Raw genomic sequence first — 16,330 nt, forward strand, 5'->3', positions numbered from 1 at the left:
GGAGCGGAGCGAGGACTTTTGCGCCGCTGTGCGGCGCGAAAGTAACGGCATTTTTGAAGGCTGTCGAAAAAGTCCAGGGACTTTTTCGACAGCCTGAGGTCCCGGGCGAATAAGCCCGGGACCTGGAGAATCCGGGGGGAGGAAGGCGAAGCCCCGCAAAAAGCGGCTTACACGCCGCCGGCCCAGCCCCGGCTGCGGCCCACCGCCCGGTGCCAGCCGTCCATGAGGGCGGCGCGGCGGGCGGGGTCCATGTCGGGGGTGTAGGCGGTGTCGCAGACCCAGAGGCGCCTGAGTTCCTCCCGGTCCCGCCACACCCCGGCGGCCAGCCCGGCCAGATAGGCCGCGCCCAGGGCGGTGGTCTCCCGTATCATGGGCCGGCGGACCTGCCGGTCCAGAATGTCCGCCTGGAACTGCATGAGGAACCGGTCCCGGCTGGCGCCGCCGTCCGCCTTCAGCTGGGTGAGAGGTACGCCGGTGTCCGCCTCCATGGCCCGCACCAGGTCGGCCACCTGGTAGGCGATGGACTCCTGGGCCGCCCGGATGATGTGCTCCCGCCGGGTCCCCCGGGTCAGGCCCACGATGCAGCCCCGGGCGTACATGTCCCAGTAGGGGGCCCCCAGGCCGGTGAAGGCGGGCACCAGGTACACGCCCCCGTTGTCGGGCACCTTCCGGGCGTAGTACTCCGCGTCCCGGCTCTCGGTGAAAAAGTGCATCTCGTCCCGCAGCCACTGGATCACCGCCCCGCCTACAAACACAGAGCCCTCCAGGGCGTACTGCACGCCCCCGTCCAGGCCGATGGCGATGGTGGTGAGCAGGCCGTTTTTGCTCTCGCAGGGGGTGGAGCCGGTGTTCATCAGCAGGAAGCAGCCCGTGCCGTAGGTGTTCTTGGCGTCGCCGGGGGAGAAACAGGTCTGGCCGAAGAGGGCGGCCTGCTGGTCCCCCGCCATGCCCGCGATGGGCACCCGGACCCCCTGGATGTCGGCGTAGCCGTAGATCTCGCTGGAGGAGCGCACCTGGGGCAGCATGGCCCGGGGGATGTCCAGAGCCTGGAGCAGGGTGTCGTCCCAGTCCAGGCGGTGGATGTCAAAGAGCATGGTGCGGGAGGCGTTGGTCACATCGGTGGCGTGGACCGTCCCGCCGGTCAGCTTCCACAGCAGCCAGCTGTCCACCGTGCCGAAGAGAATCTCCCCCCGGCGGGCCCGCTCCCTGGCCCCCTCCACGTGGTCCAGAATCCACTTGATCTTGGTGCCGGAGAAGTAGGCGTCCGGGATAAGGCCGGTGACGGCCCGGATGTGGTCCCCCAGGCCGCCGGCAATGAGGCTGTCCACGATCTCCGCCGTCCGGCGGCACTGCCACACAATGGCGTTGTGGATGGGCCGCCCGGTGGCGCGGTCCCACAGGATGGTGGTCTCCCGCTGGTTGGTGATGCCGATGGCCGCTATCTCCGCCGGGGACACGCCGGTCTGGGCGATGACCTCCATCATCACCGCATACTGGGAGGACCAGATCTCCATGGCGTCGTGCTCCACCCAGCCCTCCCGGGGGTAGATCTGGGTGAATTCCTTCTGGGAGAGGCCCACAATGTTCTGCTGGCTGTCAAAAAGGATGGCGCGGGAGCTGGTGGTCCCCTGGTCCAGCGCCAGAATATACTTGCCCATGGCGATGCCTCCTGTCAAGCCGGCCGCCGGTCAGACGGCCCGGGCAGTGGTTGTCAGCTCTATTCTACCACACTCCGCCCCGCTTGGACAGCAGTTTCCGCCGCCCTTTTCCGCGGCGGGGGGGCGTGGTATAATAATGTCTGCTGAATAAACCGCTTTGCGGTTTATTCGTGCGGCACAGCCGCACAATTCCATAAAAACGGCTCAAAGGAGCCGCTTTTGTGGAATTCAGCCATTACTGCAATGCGTATTTCCACTGGCGCGTTTCAATGCGCCAGTGGAAGGTGCAAGGTTTTTGGACGAAATTGTCCAAAAACACTGCACTTGAACAAAGCCATTTGGCCTTGAAAGCCTTGGGCTTCAAGGCTTGTGGCTCTGTTCAATACGCATTATAATAGGAGGGAACATCAGAACGGCGGAGGAGAAATGGAGATGGAGGAAAAAGAGGTGGACGCCCTGCTGGCCCGGGTGGTGAAGGAGGCCAGGGAGGCACTGGTGCCTGTGCCACTGGACCGCATTGACCCCCACGTCCGGCTCAACACCCGGGCGGTGGCCCGGCTGGGCTGCTGCCGCCCCACTGCAGAGGGGTATATCATCGAGATCTCCGCCCGGCTGCTGCCGGCGGGGGAGGCGGCGGTGCGGGAGGTGCTGGCCCACGAGGTGATCCACACCTGCCGGGGCTGCGGCAACCACGGGCCCCGGTGGCAGACCTACGCCGGGCGGATGAACCGGCGCTGGGGCTATCACATCTCCCGTACCGGCACCTGGGAGGCCCTGGGCCTGCCCGAGCAGAAGGAGGCCCGGTATGTGCTGGTGTGTACCCGCTGTGGGACGGAGTTTGTACGGGCCCGGGCCTCCAGCCTGGTGCGCCACCCGGAGCGGTACCGCTGCCGCTGCGGCGGGCGGCTGGAGCTGAAGCAGGGCCCGGGAGACAAATAGAGAAGAATCGGGTCCCGGTATTGTGCCGGGACCCGATTCTTCCATACATATTTGCAGAACCTCAGTGGAGGAAGCCGTTGAGGATGCGCTCCTCCGCCTCCTCCTCCGTGAGGCCCAGGGTCATCAGCTTGGTGATCTGGTCCCCGGCGATGCGGCCGATGGCCGCCTCGTGGACCAGCTGGGCGTCCACATGGTTGGCGGAGATGGCGGGAATGGAGGAGATTTTGGCCTCTCCCATGATGATGGAGTCGCACTGGACGTGGCCGAAGCACTTGGCGTTGCCCGTCATGCGGGGGTAGAACACCTGCTGGGAGCTGTCCTGGGCTACCGAGCGGGAGATAACCCGGCCGCTGGCGTCCTCGCCGTCCAGGATGATCTCCATGTCGCTCTCGGCGGTCTGGCTGCCGTGGGTGAGCAGCTTCTCGTTGACCACCGCCTCGGCATGGGGACCCACCACAATCTTGGTCTCACGCTTGGTGGAGTCTACGCCCTTGATCTGGGTGGTGTCCAGCTGGATGAAGGCGCCCTCCTCCAGATAGACCACGGTCTGGGGGTTGAGGATGCGCTGGCCGGTACCATCGCCCTCGCCGTAGTGCTTCTCCACGTACCGCACCCGGGCGTTCTTGCCCACGTAGAAGGTGTGGATGCCGTCGTGCTCGGCGGTCTCGCAGCCGGAGTTGTGGATGCCGCAGCCGGCCACAATGTCCACGTCGCAGTCCTCGCCGATATAGAAGTCGTTGTACACCAGGTCCTTCAGGCCGGTCTGGGTGACGATGACCGGGATGTGGACCGACTCGTGCCTGGTGCCCGGTGCGATGTGGATGTCAATGCCCGGCTTGTCGGTTTTGGACTCGATGGTGATGTTGGCTGAGCTGGAGCGGCCCTCCAGCTGGCCGTTCTTGCGGATGTTGTAGGCACCCTGGGGGGTGCGCTCCAGGTCCGCGATTTCACGCAGGAGCTGAATATCTACCTGGTTCATGCCTTCGCCCCCTCAGTGAGATAGCTGCATCCGGAGATGGTGTTGGCCAGAATTTCGGGGAAAATCTGGTCCTTGGGGCCCTGCTTGACGATCTGGCCGCCGGAGACCATGATGATCTCGTCGGCCAGGTCGATGATCCGCTCCTGGTGGGAGATGACAATGAGGGTGGCGTCCCGCCGGTCGTGGATATCCCGGAAGGTCTCGGTCAGCCGGGCGAAGGACCACAGGTCAATGCCGGCCTCCGGCTCGTCGAAGATCATCAGGCCCGACTTCCGGGCCAGGATGGTGGCGATCTCGATGCGCTTGACCTCGCCGCCCGAGAGGGAGGTGTCCACCTCCCGGTCAATGTAGTCCTTGGCGCACAGGCCCACCCGGGTCAGGTACTGGCAGGCCTCGTCCCGGGTCAGCTTGTCATTGCCCGCGGCCATGGACAGCAGGTCCCGCACCCGCAGGCCCTTGAACCGGGGGGGCTGCTGGAAGCCGTAGCTGATGCCCAGCCGGGCCCGGTCGGTGATGCTCATGTGGGTCACGTCCTGGCCGTTCCAGAGAATCTGGCCGCCGGTGGGCTCCACAATGCCCATAATGGCCTTGGCCAGGGTGGTCTTGCCGCCGCCGTTGGGGCCGGTGACCACGATAAACTTGTGCTCAGGGATGGTGAGGCTGATGCCCTGGAGAATGCCCAGGGTGCGGTCGCCGTCATCCACCTCATAGCGGAGATCGCGAATTTCCAGCATATATGTTGACTCCTTTGTAGAGGCAACCCCGCACAATTATGCCTGCGGTGTTGCCCAGAGTGTTTGGACAAGTCTGGATATAGTTATACCACTATTTAGCTAGGAATACAAGTGTTCAATGGGTCGCAATTTCCCTCCTTCTGGCATAGTATGGTCTGAAAACTCTGAAATAACAGGAGGAGAGGCCCGATGAGCGAGCAGAACAACCTGGGGCCCGGCCAGTGCGGGGCGGACCGGGAGGTATTTGAACGGGTGTGGCGGCGGGTAATGCCGGAGGACCGATCCGACTGCCCCTTTACCCTCTATTCGGAGGAAGCGGAGCCCGCCGCCCAGACTGCGGAGGGGCGGGAGGGGGCGCCGGTCCCGCCCCCCGCCCTTCCGCCGGAGGAGCGCGGGGCGGCGCTGGTCCCCGTTCCGGCGGAGGTGTCCGGCGGGGACGGGGCGGTGCTTCAGGCCTTTATCGCCGACGAGCTGTCCGACTGGCGGACCTACCAGACCCTGGCCCGGCGGATACCCGGCGGGAATGGACGGGCGCTGATGGGGATGGCGGCTGATGAGCGGCGCCACGCCGGACGGCTGTCGGCGGCCTATTTTCTGCTGTCCGGGGTGAAGTTCTGGCCTCCGGCGGAGCCGGAGCTGCCCAGAGAGGGCTGGATGGCCATTCTGCGGCGGCGCTACTGGGCTGAGCGAAAGGGCGCGGAGGCCTACCGCACCGCCGCCGGGCACACCGGGGACAGCGCCCTCCGGGAGCTCTACCTGGAGCTGGCCGGGGACGAGGAGGCCCACGCCGGGATCATCCGGGGCATCCTGGAGCGGCTGTAAAAACAGTCCCAGAGACGGCGGAGGAGAAGCAGGAAAATTTATAAATAATTCATTCAAAAAGACCTGTGCGTATGCTATAATATTGTCTGTTGAATAAACTGCTGTGCGGTTTATTCCCAGGGTACGCTGGGTATCGCCCCACAGAGGACCGCCCTGCAAGCCCCGGCTTTCAAGGCTTGTGGTTTTGCCGCATACGCATTATAATAAAATTTACCGAAAATACATCGCTCCGGCCAAGCCGGAAATACAGCAGAGATTTTCCCGGACGGCGGAGAGCGCCGCCGGGACAGGAGGGGTCGCCATGAAAAACCGCGTCACAGTCACCATCGCCGGACAGGAATATACCCTTGTGGCCACCGAGGATCAGGGCTATGTGGAGAAGGTGGCGCAGCATGTGGACGCCCAGATGAAGCAGGTGCTGGAGGGCGCCCGGGTCTCCCTGGTGGACGGCGCGGTGCTCACCGCCGTCAACATCGCCGACGAGTACTTCAAGGAGGTGGAGGCCAGCGAGAACCTGCGCCGCCAGCTCAAGGAGTACCTGGAGGAGGCCACCAAGCTGAAGATGGAGCTGAGCGAGGCAAAGCGCGAGATCTTCAAGCTCCAGAACCAGAAGAAGCAGTAAAACGCAGAGGGGCCGCCCTCCGGCGGGATTGTCCCGGCGGAACGGCGGCCCTTTTATTTGTACACCAGAGAAGAAATGAAGGAGGACGCTATGCTGGAACTGCTGGCCCCCGCCGGCTCCATGGAGGCGGTGACCGCCGCCGTACAGGCCGGTGCAGACGCGGTCTACATGGGATACGGTGATTTCAACGCCCGCCGCAACGCGAAGAATTTCTCCCGGGAGGAATTTGCGGCGGCGGTTTCTTACTGCCATCTGCGGGGGGTGAAGGTGTACCTCACCCTCAACACCCTGCTCACCGACCGGGAGCTGCCCGAGGGCGCCCGGCTGGCCGCCGAGGCCGGGGAGATCGGGGTGGACGCGGTGCTGGTTCAGGACCTGGGCATGCTGCGGGTGCTGCGGCAGGCCTCCCCCGACCTGCCCGTCCACGCCTCCACCCAGATGACCGTCCACAACCTGGACGGCGTGAAGCTGTGCGCCGACCTGGGGATGACCCGGGTAGTCCTGTCCCGGGAGCTGTCCCGGGACCAGATCGCCTATATCTGCCAGAACTCCCCCATTGAGATTGAGGTCTTCGGCCACGGCGCCCTGTGCATGTGCTACTCCGGCCAGTGCTTCATGTCCTCCATGATTGGAGGCCGGTCGGGCAACCGGGGATTGTGCGCCCAGCCCTGCCGCCTCAAGTACGGCTGGAACGGCAAAGCCGACGGCAACCCCCTGTCCCTCAAGGACATGTCCATGGCCGGACACATCCAGGAGCTCAAGCGGATGGGCGTGGCCTGCCTGAAGATTGAGGGCCGCATGAAGCGGCCCGAGTACGTGGCGGTGGTCATCTCCATCTACGCAAAGGCCATCAAAGAGAACCGGGAGCCCACGGCCGAGGAGATTGAGCAGCTCACCGCAGCCTTCTCCCGCCAGGGCTTTACCGACGGGTTCTACATGGACAGGCAGGGGCCGGACATGTTCGGCGTCCGGCAGGAGACCAGGGAGCCCAGGGAGCTCTTTGCCCAGGCACGGGCCATGTATCAGCGGGAGAATCCCCGTGTGCCCGTCACCTTCTACGCCATGGTCCGTCCCGGCGAGCCCGCCCAGGTGGGCGTGGAGGACAGCGCCGGCCGGGTGGCCACCGTCAAGGGCCCCGTACCCGAGGCCGCCCGCACCCGCGCCATTACCACGGAGCAGGTGGAGGAGCAGCTCTCCAAGACCGGCGGCACCCCCTACCGCTGCGACAGGGTGCGGGCCCTGGTGGAGGACGGGCTGTCCCTGCCCCTGTCCGCCCTCAACGCCATGCGGCGTGAGGTGCTGGAGGACCTGTCCCGCCAGCGCACCGCGGTGCCCCAGCGGCGCAGCGGGGAGTTCCACCCCGGCGCCCGGTACAACAACCGGAAGGAAGCCCCCGAGCTGACCGTGTCCGTCCTCAGGGCTGACCAGGTCACCGCCGCTCTGATGGAGCAGGACCCCACCCTGGTCTATGTGCCCGCTGGTGAGCTGTACGCCCACCCGGAGACCGTGGAGCTGGCCAGGGGCCGCTTGGCCGTCACCCTGCCCCGTGTGGCATGGGACCGGGAGCGGGACGAGCTGGTCAAGCAGCTGGAGAAGGCCAGAGAGCTGGGGGTCACCGACGCCCTGGTGGGCAACCTGGGCATGCTGCCCATCGCCAAAGAGCTGGGCTTCACCCTCCGGGGCGACTACGGCCTGGAGGTATACAACGCCCAGGCCCTCAAGGAGCTGAAGAAGATGGGCCTGGTGTCGGCCGCCCTGTCCTTTGAGCTGAAGCTGGCCCAGGTCCGGGACATCTCCAAGCCCATGGACACCGAGCTCATCACCTACGGCCGCCTGCCGCTGATGATCATGGAGAGCTGCGTCATCAAAAACCGCACCGGCCGCTGCAACTGCCACAATGAAAACCTGCTCACCGACCGGAAGGGCAAGCAGTTCCCGGTGGTGAAGGCGCCGGGCTGCCGCAACGAGATCCTCAACTGCCAGAAGCTGTTCCTGGCCGACCGGCAGGGGGACTACCAGCGGGTGGGCCTGTGGGCCCAGCGGCTCATGTTCACCACCGAGACCCCCGACGAGTGCGCCAGGGTGGCCGCCCGGTACCGGGGGACAGGGGACTGGACCCCCGGCGAGTACACCAGAGGTCTGTACTACCGGGACGTGGAGTAACGCCCGGGTGCATTCCGGGCATACTGAGAACATATCAAAACATGGGGGCCGCCGGCCCTTTGGAGGCAATATGAACCTGAAAATCAAGTATGTATCCCCGAAAATCGGGAAGGAGATCCCCGCACCCTTTTACGCCAGCGCCGGCGCGGCGGCAATGGACCTGTGCGCCTGCGTGGACGAGCCGGTGACGGTGGCGCCCCGGGCCCTGGTGAGCATCCCCACCGGCATCGCCATCGCCCTGCCATCGGCGGAGTACGTGGCCCTGGTGTTCGCCCGCTCCGGCCTGGGCATCAAGCACGGCGTCACCCTCTCCAACGGCGTGGGCGTCATTGACAGCGACTACCGGGGAGAGATCCGGGTGGGCCTCACCAACCTGTCCGACACGCCCTACACCGTCTCCCCCGGGGACCGCATCGCCCAGCTGGCGGTGATGCCGGTGGTCCAGGCCCAGCTGGAGGTGTGCGGCAGCCTGGACGAGACCGAGCGGGGCCAGGGCGGCTTCGGCTCCACCGGAAAGTAAAAAGGAGCGTCAGAACATGAACATTATTCTTGCGTCCCAGTCCCCCCGGCGGAAGGAGCTGCTGGAGCGGATGGGCATCCGGGACTTTGAGACCATCTCCCCCAATGTGGACGAGAGCGTATTTCACGGCCTGCCCCCCGAGGAGCTGGTCCGCCGCCTGTCCGCCGAGAAGGCGGCCGCCGTGGCCGGCAGGGCGGGAGAGGACGCCATCGTCATCGCCGCCGACACGGTGGTGGCCCTGGAGGGGGCGGTGCTGGGCAAGCCCGCCGACGAGCTGGACGCCTTCAAGATGCTCTCCGCCCTCTCCGGCGTGCGCCATCAGGTGTACACCGGCGTCACCGTCTGCCGGGGCGGGGAGAAGCAGACCGCCCACGAGGTCACCGACGTCACCTTCCGGGAGCTGAGCGAGGAGGAGATTGAGCACTATATCGCCACCGGCGAGCCCATGGACAAGGCCGGGGCCTACGGCATCCAGGGCTACGGCGCTCTGCTTATCCAGGGCATCAGCGGCGACTACTACAATGTGATGGGCCTGCCGGTGTGCCGCCTGAGCGGCATGCTCGCCCGCTTCGGGGTGGACTGCCTCAAGCTGGCCGCCCAGGGGTAAGACGCCCCGCCTGAGAACACAACTGCTGGAAAGACCCGCTTTGGCGCGGGTGGAGGTTGCTTTGAAAGACTTTTTCCGCCATAACGGCTTGCTCATTCTCATTATCGCGGTGCTGCTGGCCCTCATTACGCTGGTGACCTCCGTCCTCCTGGGGGGGACGGCCAACCCCATCGCCAACGCCGTGGGCTTTGTCACCACGCCGGTGCGCAACGGCATCAACGCCTTTGTGGGCTGGGTGGAGGGGGTGTACGACTACGCCTTCCAGTACGACCAGCTGGTGGAGGAGAACGAGCAGCTGAAAATCCAGATTGCCGAGATGGAGGAGAAGGTCCGCCAGGCCGAGGCCGACAGCCGGGAGAACGAGCGGCTGCGCAGCCTGCTGGGCCTGCGGGAGCAGCGTCGGGACCTGACGCTGGAGTCGGCCACCGTCACAGCCGTGGAGTCCACCAACTGGTACTCCACCTTCACTATCAGCAAGGGGGAGAACATGGGCATTGCCGCCGACGATTGCGTCATCGACCAGTACGGCAATCTGGTGGGCGTGGTCACCACGGTGGGGCTCAACTGGGCCACCGTCACCACCATCATCGACACCGACACCGAGATGGGCGGCATCCTGGCCCGCACCGACACCGCCGCCATCCTGGAGGGGGACTTCGCCCTCATGGGGGCGGGCAAGCTGAAGCTGAGCTACCTGCCTGAAAACGCCGATCTGGTGTCCGGGGACGAGGTGCTCACCTCCGGCCGGGGCGGCGTGTACCCGGCGGGGCTGCTGGTGGGCACGGTGGACACGGTCCACACCGACGACTCGGGCATGACCCGGTACGCCGTCATCACCCCCACCGCAGACCTGACCGACCTGCAGCAGGTGTTTGTCATCACCGATTTTGACATTGTGGAGTAAGGGGGCGGCCAGATGACACAGCGGGATTTCCTCACAAAATGGCTGGTCTACGGCCTGGCCCTCCTGCCCGTGTGGTTTCTGGAGGTATACGTCCTCAGCCGCATCTCCCTCTTCGGCGTGTCGCCCACCCTGCTGCCTCTGGCGGCCATTGCGGTGGCCGTGCTGGAGGGGGGCGCCTCGGGGGCGGGCTTTGGCATGGCGGTGGGCGTGGTGTGCGACGCGATCTACGGCACCAACGGCGCCATGACCCTCTCTCTCACCCTGCTGGGCGCGGCAGCGGGCATCACCGCCCAGTACCTGGTGCGGCAGAACCTGGTGGGCTGCGTGCTCTGCTCCGCCGCCGGGCTCTTCCTCATTGAACTCTTCCGGGTGGGATGGCGGTTGCTGTTCCAGGTGGCCGACCTGGCCGCCCTGCTGCGGGTGGCCGCCCCCGAATTTCTCTTTTCCATGCTTTTTACCCCTCTGCTCTACGCCATCTTCCACTGGGTCTGGAGCCGGACCCAGTTCGCAACCCTGTTCTAATCCCCGGCGCACCCATGCCCCGGGCCGCCTGTAAGGAGGTACCCCTTGGAAGCCAGACAGTTCCGCGCCCGCCTCCGGGTCATCACCCTGATCCTGGTGCTCGTCATCGCCATCTTTACCGCCGTGCTCCACAATCTCCAGATTGTTCACGGCGCCGACTACCGGGAGAGATCCGTGCGCAACATCACCAAGACCGAGACCGTGGAGGCCGCCCGGGGCCAGATTCTGGACCGGTACGGCCGGGTGCTGGTGTCCAACAGGACGGTCTATCAGGTCACGCTGGACACCTCCATCATGGGGGAGGAGGCCGAGCGCAACCCCAACCTGCTCGCCCTGCTGGAGATCTGCCGGGAGGAGGGGGTGGAGTGGACCGACGAGGTGCTGCCCATCTCCATGACCGAGCCCTTCACCTATACCGACACCCTCACCGAGGCCGGCCAGGCCCGGTATGAGGCATTCCTGGAGCAGATGAAGTGGACCGACGCGGCTGAGCAGGGGCCCGACATCCTGCTGGCCAGGATGCGGGAGTTCTACAAGGTGGACGAGAGCGTCTCCGCCGAGGACGGCCGGGCCCTGGTGGGGGTGCTGTGCGAGGTGCGCATGCGCAGCCTGGACATCCTGCGCACCTCCTACGTGTTCGCCAAGGACGTGGACATCGACTTTATCTCCCGGGTCAAGGAGGAGGGGCTGGTGGGCGTCACCATCGAGCCCACCACCGTCCGGCAGTACAACACCACCTACGCCGCCCATCTGCTGGGCCGGGTGGGCAGCATGTATTCAGACGACTGGGAGTACTACAAGAACATCGACGGGTACCAGATGGACGACACCGTGGGCAAGGACGGCGTGGAGCTGGCCTTTGAGTCCTACCTGAAGGGCACTGCGGGACAGCGGGCCATCAACACCAACACAGACGGCAAGGTTGTCTCACAGTACTGGCTTACCGACAGCGAGACCGGCGAGACGCTGGAGCCGGAGCCGGGGGGCAACGTGAGCCTGACCATTGACATCCGCCTCCAGGAGGCGGCCGAGCGGGCCCTGGCCAACGGCATTGAGAGCCTGGAGTCGGAGTACACCGAGGGCGGCGCCGTGGTGGTGACCGACATGACCGGAGGCATACTGGCCATGGCCTCCTACCCCACCTACGACCTGACCACCATTTACAGCGACACCGCCCTCTACAATGAGACCCTCAACAACCCCCTGGAGCCCTTCAACAACCGGGCCATCAACGGCCTGTACTCCCCGGGCTCCACCTTCAAGATGATTGTGGGTGTGGCGGCCCTCCAGGAGGGACTGGTGACCACCACGGAGAAAATCCTGGACACCGGCCGCTTCCGGTACCCCGAGGGGGAGAAGTACCCCTACGGCGACTACCACCCCGCCTGCTGGTACTACCTCCAGTACGGCGGCAGCCACGGCATGGAGGACATGGCCAACGCCATCAAGGACTCCTGCAACATCTACTTCTACACCCTGGGCGACCGGCTGGGCATCGACCTCATCGGCCAGTACGCCTCCATGTTCGGCCTGGGGGAGAGCACCGGCTTTGAGCTGGGCGGGTACAGCGGCCGGGTGGCCGGTCCCGAGACCAGCGAGGAGCTGGGCACCACCTGGTACGGCGGTGACCTGCTCTCCGCCGCCATCGGACAGGGCAATACCCAGGTCACCCCTCTCCAGCTGGCCAACTACATTGCCACTCTGGTCAACGGCGGCGACCGGTACGCCACCCACATCCTCCAAAACGTCAAGTCCAGCGACTTCTCTGAGGTGATCTATGAGTATGAGCCCCAGCTGCTGGACAGCGTGGACATCAGCCAGGAGAACCTGGAGGCGGTCAAGTACGGCATGTATCTGATGGCCAACGAGGGCAGCGTCAGAAGCGCCTTTGCCGACCTGCCGGTGGAGGTGGGCGCCAAGACGGGCACCGCCCAGGTGGGACAGGTAAACAGCGAGTCCAACGCCGTGCTGGTCTGCTTCGCGCCCTACGACGACCCGGAGATCGCCGTCTCCGTGGTGGTGGAGCACGGCGGCAGCGGCACGGACCTGGCGGGCATTGCCGCCGAGATCCTGTCCTACTACTTCAGCACCGGCACCACCATGGAGTCGGTGGACGGGGAGAATGAGCTGCTCCACTGAGGGGCATCTGAAAAGGAAGGGAGGCACTGGCCGTGAAGCGTGCCCTGACTGCCATACTGGTCCTGCTGCTGGCCCTGGGACTGGGCGGCTGCACCTCCATGCTGGACCACAACTACACCGTGGTCCAGCCCCATGACGACGGCCCCGCCTCCGACGGCGACGTGATTACTGCCGAGAATTACCAGCAGCTGGAGGACGCCGTCCTGTATTTTATTGACCAGGGCATGTCCTACGGCGTGGTCCACCTGTCCAACTACACCCCTGAACGGGGGGACGCGGAGGCCGACGTGGACGCCGCCTGTCTCTACGCCGTCCAGGAGTACCCCCTGGGGGCCTATGCCGTCAGCTACATCAGGCCCCAGACCTCCTATATTGTCTCCTATTACGAGGTGAGCGTGTATATCAGCTACCGCCGCACCCAGGACCAGATGAAGAGCATTGTCTCGGTCACCGGTACCAGCGCCATTCGGGAGGAGCTGCGGGACACCCTGCGCGCCTTCGGTGCGGAGGCGGCGCTGCGGGTGACTTATTTCAACGAGGATGAGGAGTTTATCCGGGAGCTGGTCCGTCAGGCCTACTACGACACGCCCGAGGCAGCCCTGGGCATGCCGGAGGTGGCGGTGTCCATCTACCCCGGCCTGCCCGAGGGGGAGGAGACAGCCCCCGGCGGGGTGCGGATTGTGGAGATTCAGCTCAGCTACCCGGAGGACCCGGAGCTGCTTCAGAGGAAGAAAGAGCGGCTGGCGGCCCGGTTGAGCAGCATCGGCTCCCGGCTGGAGGTGGACGGGGATCAGGAGGGGATCAGAACCCTCTTTGACCTGCTGCGGGATACCGCCCAGTACAGCCTGCAGGACAGCGAGGGACATAAGGCCAACACCGCCTACTCCGCCCTGGTGGAGGGGCGGGCGGACAGCGAGGGCATGGCCCTGGCCTGCCAGCTGCTGTGCCAGTACTCGGGGATTGAGTGCACCGTGGTGTCCGGTACGCTGGACGGCGCCGGGTGGTACTGGAACATCGTCACTCTGGATGACGGCGAGAGCCGCCACGTGGACGCCACCCGTGCCGACGGCTTTGCCCTCCAGGACGCGGAGATGGTGGAGCAGGGCTATCAGTGGAACCGGGAGGAGTTTCCCAGCTGCGGTCTCCAGCCCCCAGCGGAGGAGACCGTCCTGCCGTCTGATATTCCCCTTCCCTCAGCTGGCCCGTCACCCTCTGAGATTCCCACCCCTTCCGGGGAGGGGGGAGACCTGATGTCGGCGGACGTTCCGGGCAGGAAAAATTAAATTGAGAAAAAATGAAAAAAGAGTTGACAGATGAAGAAAGTTCGGCTATAATAACGTCTGTCGCTTGCGGGTGTAGCTCATCTGGTAGAGCGCCACCTTGCCAAGGTGGAGGTAGCGAGTTCGAGCCTCGTCACCCGCTCCAGAGTAAAGCAGGACGTCCAGAATTGGATGTCCTGCTTTTTTCATGAGGAAGCGGAACTCGCTGCCTCCACCCGCGTGCGCGAGGCGCGCATGCAAAACCGAGGTGAGGCAGGGTTCCTGCGAATGGCCGCAGGCCATTCGTGGGATGCCGGGAAGCGAGTTCGAGCCTCGTCACCCGCTCCAAAACAAAAGGATATCCGAAAGGATGTCCTTTTGTTTTGGGTTCCGGCCGCCAGAGGCGGCCTCCGCCCTTCGATATTTGAATGCTCGGGGTCGGCAACAAAGCCGCCCTGCGCAATTTCCGGCCTGTGGCCGGGAATTTAAGCGCCACTCGGCGCGCGGCCCAGAAGGGCCGTTGGGCAGTATTTCTTCTAACAGTCCCAAAGCTGAAAATATCGACTTTAACCGCCCCTTCCAGCTCGCCGCAAGCCTCTGCGTACGGAAAAAGGCAGCGGAAAACGAGGCTGTAAAGCGCAAAAGATAAAAAATAACCGCACTGAAAATTTTCAGTGCGGCTATTTTTATCAGCCTGTCAGCCGGCGGCGGGGGTCATCAGGCGCACCAGAATGACGGCCAGCTCGGCCCGGGTGGTATACCCCAGAGGGCTGAGGGTGCCGGCGCTGGTGCCGGTGATGAGACCGGCGCCCACCGCATGCTTCATGCCGTCCACCGCCCACTTGGACACCTTGTCCCCGTCGGGGTAGAGAGTGAGCATGCCCTCGGCCAGGGTATGGCCCTTATAATAGGTATAGCGGCTGAGGAACAGGGCCAGCTGCTCCCGGGTCACCGGGTCGTCGGCGCCGAAGGTGCCGTCGCTGTATCCGTCGGCAATCATGGTCTCTCTGGCCCAGCGGACGGCCTGGTCACACCAGCTGCCCGCGGCCACGTCGGGGAAGCCGGTCTGGCTGGCGGGCTCGGGACAGCCCTCCAGGCGCCACAGCACCGTGACGACAGTGGCACGGGTCACATAGGCGCTGGGGGAGAAGGAGGTGGCGTTGGTGCCGTTCATCAGTCCCTTGTCCGTCACGGTCTGCACCGCGTCGGCATACCAGGCGCCGCCCTTTACGTCGGTATAGTCAGCGGCCCATGCCATGGGAGCCAGGCACAGCGCCAGGCTCAGGGCGCACAGAGAGGCGAGAATTCTGCGTTTCATGGGGTGGTACACCTGCTTCCATTAAAATCGAAACAAGCATATCACATCAATTTTACAAATCTGTGAACGCCGGCCCTTTTTGTCAAAAAACCGGCAAAATGCGTCCCTACCGCAGGGCCCAGGAGAGCATGAGCAGCAGTCCGAAGCCGGGCGCGCCCAGCACCCCCAGCACCAGGGCGTTGAACAGGTTGACCCCAAGGGTCACGCCGATGAGCCCGCCCACCCTGCCGAACAGCCACAGGACGGCCAGCCCCACGCCGGTGCGCCCCAGCAGACGCACCAGGCCCCGGAGGGGCTTCTGAAGGGCGGCCATGGCCACCACCAGCACCAGCCCGCCCAGGAGCCAGGGGAGCATACTCACCAGGGATTCCACAGCGTTCACCTCTGCGCAAAGTCTGCCGGAGCCCGGGCGGCGGGGCGGAGAGCCCCTATCTTCTCAGCGGTGCGCCGTCCATCTCCTTGACCCGGCGGAGCAGGTAGGAATAGCGGGCCTGGAGGGCGTTGATTTCAAATACGTAGGATTCGATGAGGTCCGGGTCCCGGGCGGAGTTGAAGCCGGAGTAGGCCTGGGCGATAAGGGTGCGGGTGCGGGAGAGCCCCTCCAGCAGGGCGTCCCGCTCTTCGTCCCGGGGCGAGGGGTGCTTTTTGCAAAACGGCAGGGTCCTGGCAGGTTCAGCCATGGGACCGGCCTCCTTTCCGTGTGGTGAAGTACTGGTGCAGTCTATGCTTATTCTGGACAAATATGACAGGCTCTATACCAAAAATAACCATACATACCGGACGGACAACGGCACATACTACCCTCGGACAAGGCATAGCGCACCTCCTCTCTTTTTAAGCCGGTGCCCGGCAGGGCCCGCCCAACCGGGCGGACCCCTGCCCCACGGCGAAAGGCGAAAAGGGAGGGACGTGCCGGGGGGCGGCGGCCAAGGCCGCCCCTCCCGCAGAAAAACCAGCCCTGTCCCGTCCGGCGCAGGGGGAGACAAGGGCTTCTCCCGCCGGATGCGAAGCAAGGCCGGGGCCGTCTCACCGAGACGGCCCCGGCCAGCCTGTCAAAAAACCTTGGTTGAACAGAATCGGGCTGTGTCGGGGCGGGGGAGCGCGAGGGGGCAGCCGCCCGCCTCGCGTGGAATCGAATGCCCCG

17 protein-coding genes and 1 tRNA gene are annotated in these 16,330 nt (G+C 64.9%); 12 read left to right on the top strand and 6 right to left on the bottom strand.

The window, feature by feature from the left end:
* Positions 1-167: 167 nt before the first annotated feature.
* Positions 168-1,658 carry a glycerol kinase GlpK gene (glpK, locus tag QZY67_RS09280; RefSeq protein ID WP_295369829.1) on the bottom strand — a complete coding sequence of 497 codons (1,491 nt, stop codon included), beginning with the start codon at positions 1,656-1,658 and terminating at the stop codon, positions 168-170.
* Positions 1,659-1,879: 221 nt separating this feature from the next.
* Between glpK and QZY67_RS09285 the strand changes: the two genes are divergently transcribed.
* Both QZY67_RS09285 and QZY67_RS09290 read left to right on the top strand, forming a co-directional pair.
* On the top strand, positions 1,880-2,053 hold the full coding sequence (locus QZY67_RS09285) for a hypothetical protein (RefSeq protein ID WP_295369830.1): 174 nt from the start codon (positions 1,880-1,882) through the stop codon (positions 2,051-2,053).
* Between the two features lie 37 nt (positions 2,054-2,090).
* Positions 2,091-2,597 (top strand): SprT-like domain-containing protein, encoded by a 507-nt coding sequence (locus QZY67_RS09290; RefSeq protein ID WP_295369831.1) that lies wholly within the window; start codon positions 2,091-2,093, stop codon positions 2,595-2,597.
* A 61-nt stretch (positions 2,598-2,658) separates the two neighbouring features.
* Here the strand turns inward: QZY67_RS09290 and QZY67_RS09295 are convergent, their stop codons facing one another.
* Positions 2,659-3,576: a SufD family Fe-S cluster assembly protein gene (locus QZY67_RS09295; protein ID WP_295369832.1), complete on the bottom strand. Its 918-nt coding sequence runs from the start codon at positions 3,574-3,576 to the stop codon at positions 2,659-2,661.
* Positions 3,573-4,310, bottom strand: coding sequence for an ATP-binding cassette domain-containing protein (locus tag QZY67_RS09300; RefSeq protein ID WP_294533589.1), 738 nt, complete (start codon positions 4,308-4,310; stop codon positions 3,573-3,575). The genes QZY67_RS09295 and QZY67_RS09300 overlap by 4 nt, the downstream gene beginning before the upstream one ends.
* A gap of 189 nt (positions 4,311-4,499) precedes the next feature.
* Between QZY67_RS09300 and QZY67_RS09305 the strand changes: the two genes are divergently transcribed.
* From QZY67_RS09305 to QZY67_RS09350, 10 genes are all read left to right on the top strand, one after another.
* Entirely contained in the window at positions 4,500-5,132 is a 633-nt protein-coding gene (locus QZY67_RS09305; RefSeq protein WP_295369833.1) for a ferritin-like domain-containing protein, read from the top strand.
* A 301-nt stretch (positions 5,133-5,433) separates the two neighbouring features.
* The gene (locus QZY67_RS09310; protein WP_294533582.1) at positions 5,434-5,754 is read left to right on the top strand and encodes a cell division protein ZapA; all 321 of its coding nucleotides are present in this window, start codon (positions 5,434-5,436) and stop codon (positions 5,752-5,754) included.
* Positions 5,755-5,844: 90 nt separating this feature from the next.
* Positions 5,845-7,917 (top strand): U32 family peptidase, encoded by a 2,073-nt coding sequence (locus tag QZY67_RS09315; RefSeq protein WP_295369834.1) that lies wholly within the window; start codon positions 5,845-5,847, stop codon positions 7,915-7,917.
* A 70-nt stretch (positions 7,918-7,987) separates the two neighbouring features.
* Entirely contained in the window at positions 7,988-8,437 is a 450-nt protein-coding gene (gene dut / locus QZY67_RS09320; protein WP_295369835.1) for a dUTP diphosphatase, read from the top strand.
* Positions 8,438-8,453: 16 nt separating this feature from the next.
* Positions 8,454-9,044: a Maf family protein gene (locus tag QZY67_RS09325; protein WP_294533573.1), complete on the top strand. Its 591-nt coding sequence runs from the start codon at positions 8,454-8,456 to the stop codon at positions 9,042-9,044.
* A 61-nt stretch (positions 9,045-9,105) separates the two neighbouring features.
* Entirely contained in the window at positions 9,106-9,948 is an 843-nt protein-coding gene (gene mreC / locus QZY67_RS09330; protein ID WP_295369836.1) for a rod shape-determining protein MreC, read from the top strand.
* 12 nt (positions 9,949-9,960) lie between these two features.
* The gene (locus tag QZY67_RS09335; RefSeq protein ID WP_295369837.1) at positions 9,961-10,470 is read left to right on the top strand and encodes a rod shape-determining protein MreD; all 510 of its coding nucleotides are present in this window, start codon (positions 9,961-9,963) and stop codon (positions 10,468-10,470) included.
* Positions 10,471-10,515: 45 nt separating this feature from the next.
* Positions 10,516-12,609, top strand: coding sequence for a penicillin-binding transpeptidase domain-containing protein (locus tag QZY67_RS09340; protein ID WP_295369838.1), 2,094 nt, complete (start codon positions 10,516-10,518; stop codon positions 12,607-12,609).
* A 32-nt stretch (positions 12,610-12,641) separates the two neighbouring features.
* The gene (locus QZY67_RS09345) at positions 12,642-13,892 is read left to right on the top strand and encodes a transglutaminase domain-containing protein (protein WP_295369839.1); all 1,251 of its coding nucleotides are present in this window, start codon (positions 12,642-12,644) and stop codon (positions 13,890-13,892) included.
* A gap of 66 nt (positions 13,893-13,958) precedes the next feature.
* Positions 13,959-14,034, top strand: a tRNA-Gly gene (locus tag QZY67_RS09350).
* A gap of 531 nt (positions 14,035-14,565) precedes the next feature.
* Here QZY67_RS09350 and QZY67_RS09355 read toward each other — a convergent pair.
* The 3 genes from QZY67_RS09355 to QZY67_RS09365 form a co-directional block, all read right to left on the bottom strand.
* On the bottom strand, positions 14,566-15,186 hold the full coding sequence (locus tag QZY67_RS09355; RefSeq protein ID WP_295369840.1) for an S-layer homology domain-containing protein: 621 nt from the start codon (positions 15,184-15,186) through the stop codon (positions 14,566-14,568).
* 106 nt (positions 15,187-15,292) lie between these two features.
* Entirely contained in the window at positions 15,293-15,559 is a 267-nt protein-coding gene (locus QZY67_RS09360; protein ID WP_294533557.1) for a pro-sigmaK processing inhibitor BofA family protein, read from the bottom strand.
* Between the two features lie 55 nt (positions 15,560-15,614).
* A complete protein-coding gene (locus tag QZY67_RS09365; RefSeq protein WP_294533555.1) occupies positions 15,615-15,866 on the bottom strand; it encodes a YaaL family protein in 252 nt (83 codons plus the stop codon).
* Positions 15,867-16,330 lie beyond the last annotated feature (464 nt).

This window comes from uncultured Pseudoflavonifractor sp., from assembly GCA_904419835.1.
GTDB lineage: Bacteria > Bacillota > Clostridia > Oscillospirales > Oscillospiraceae > Pseudoflavonifractor.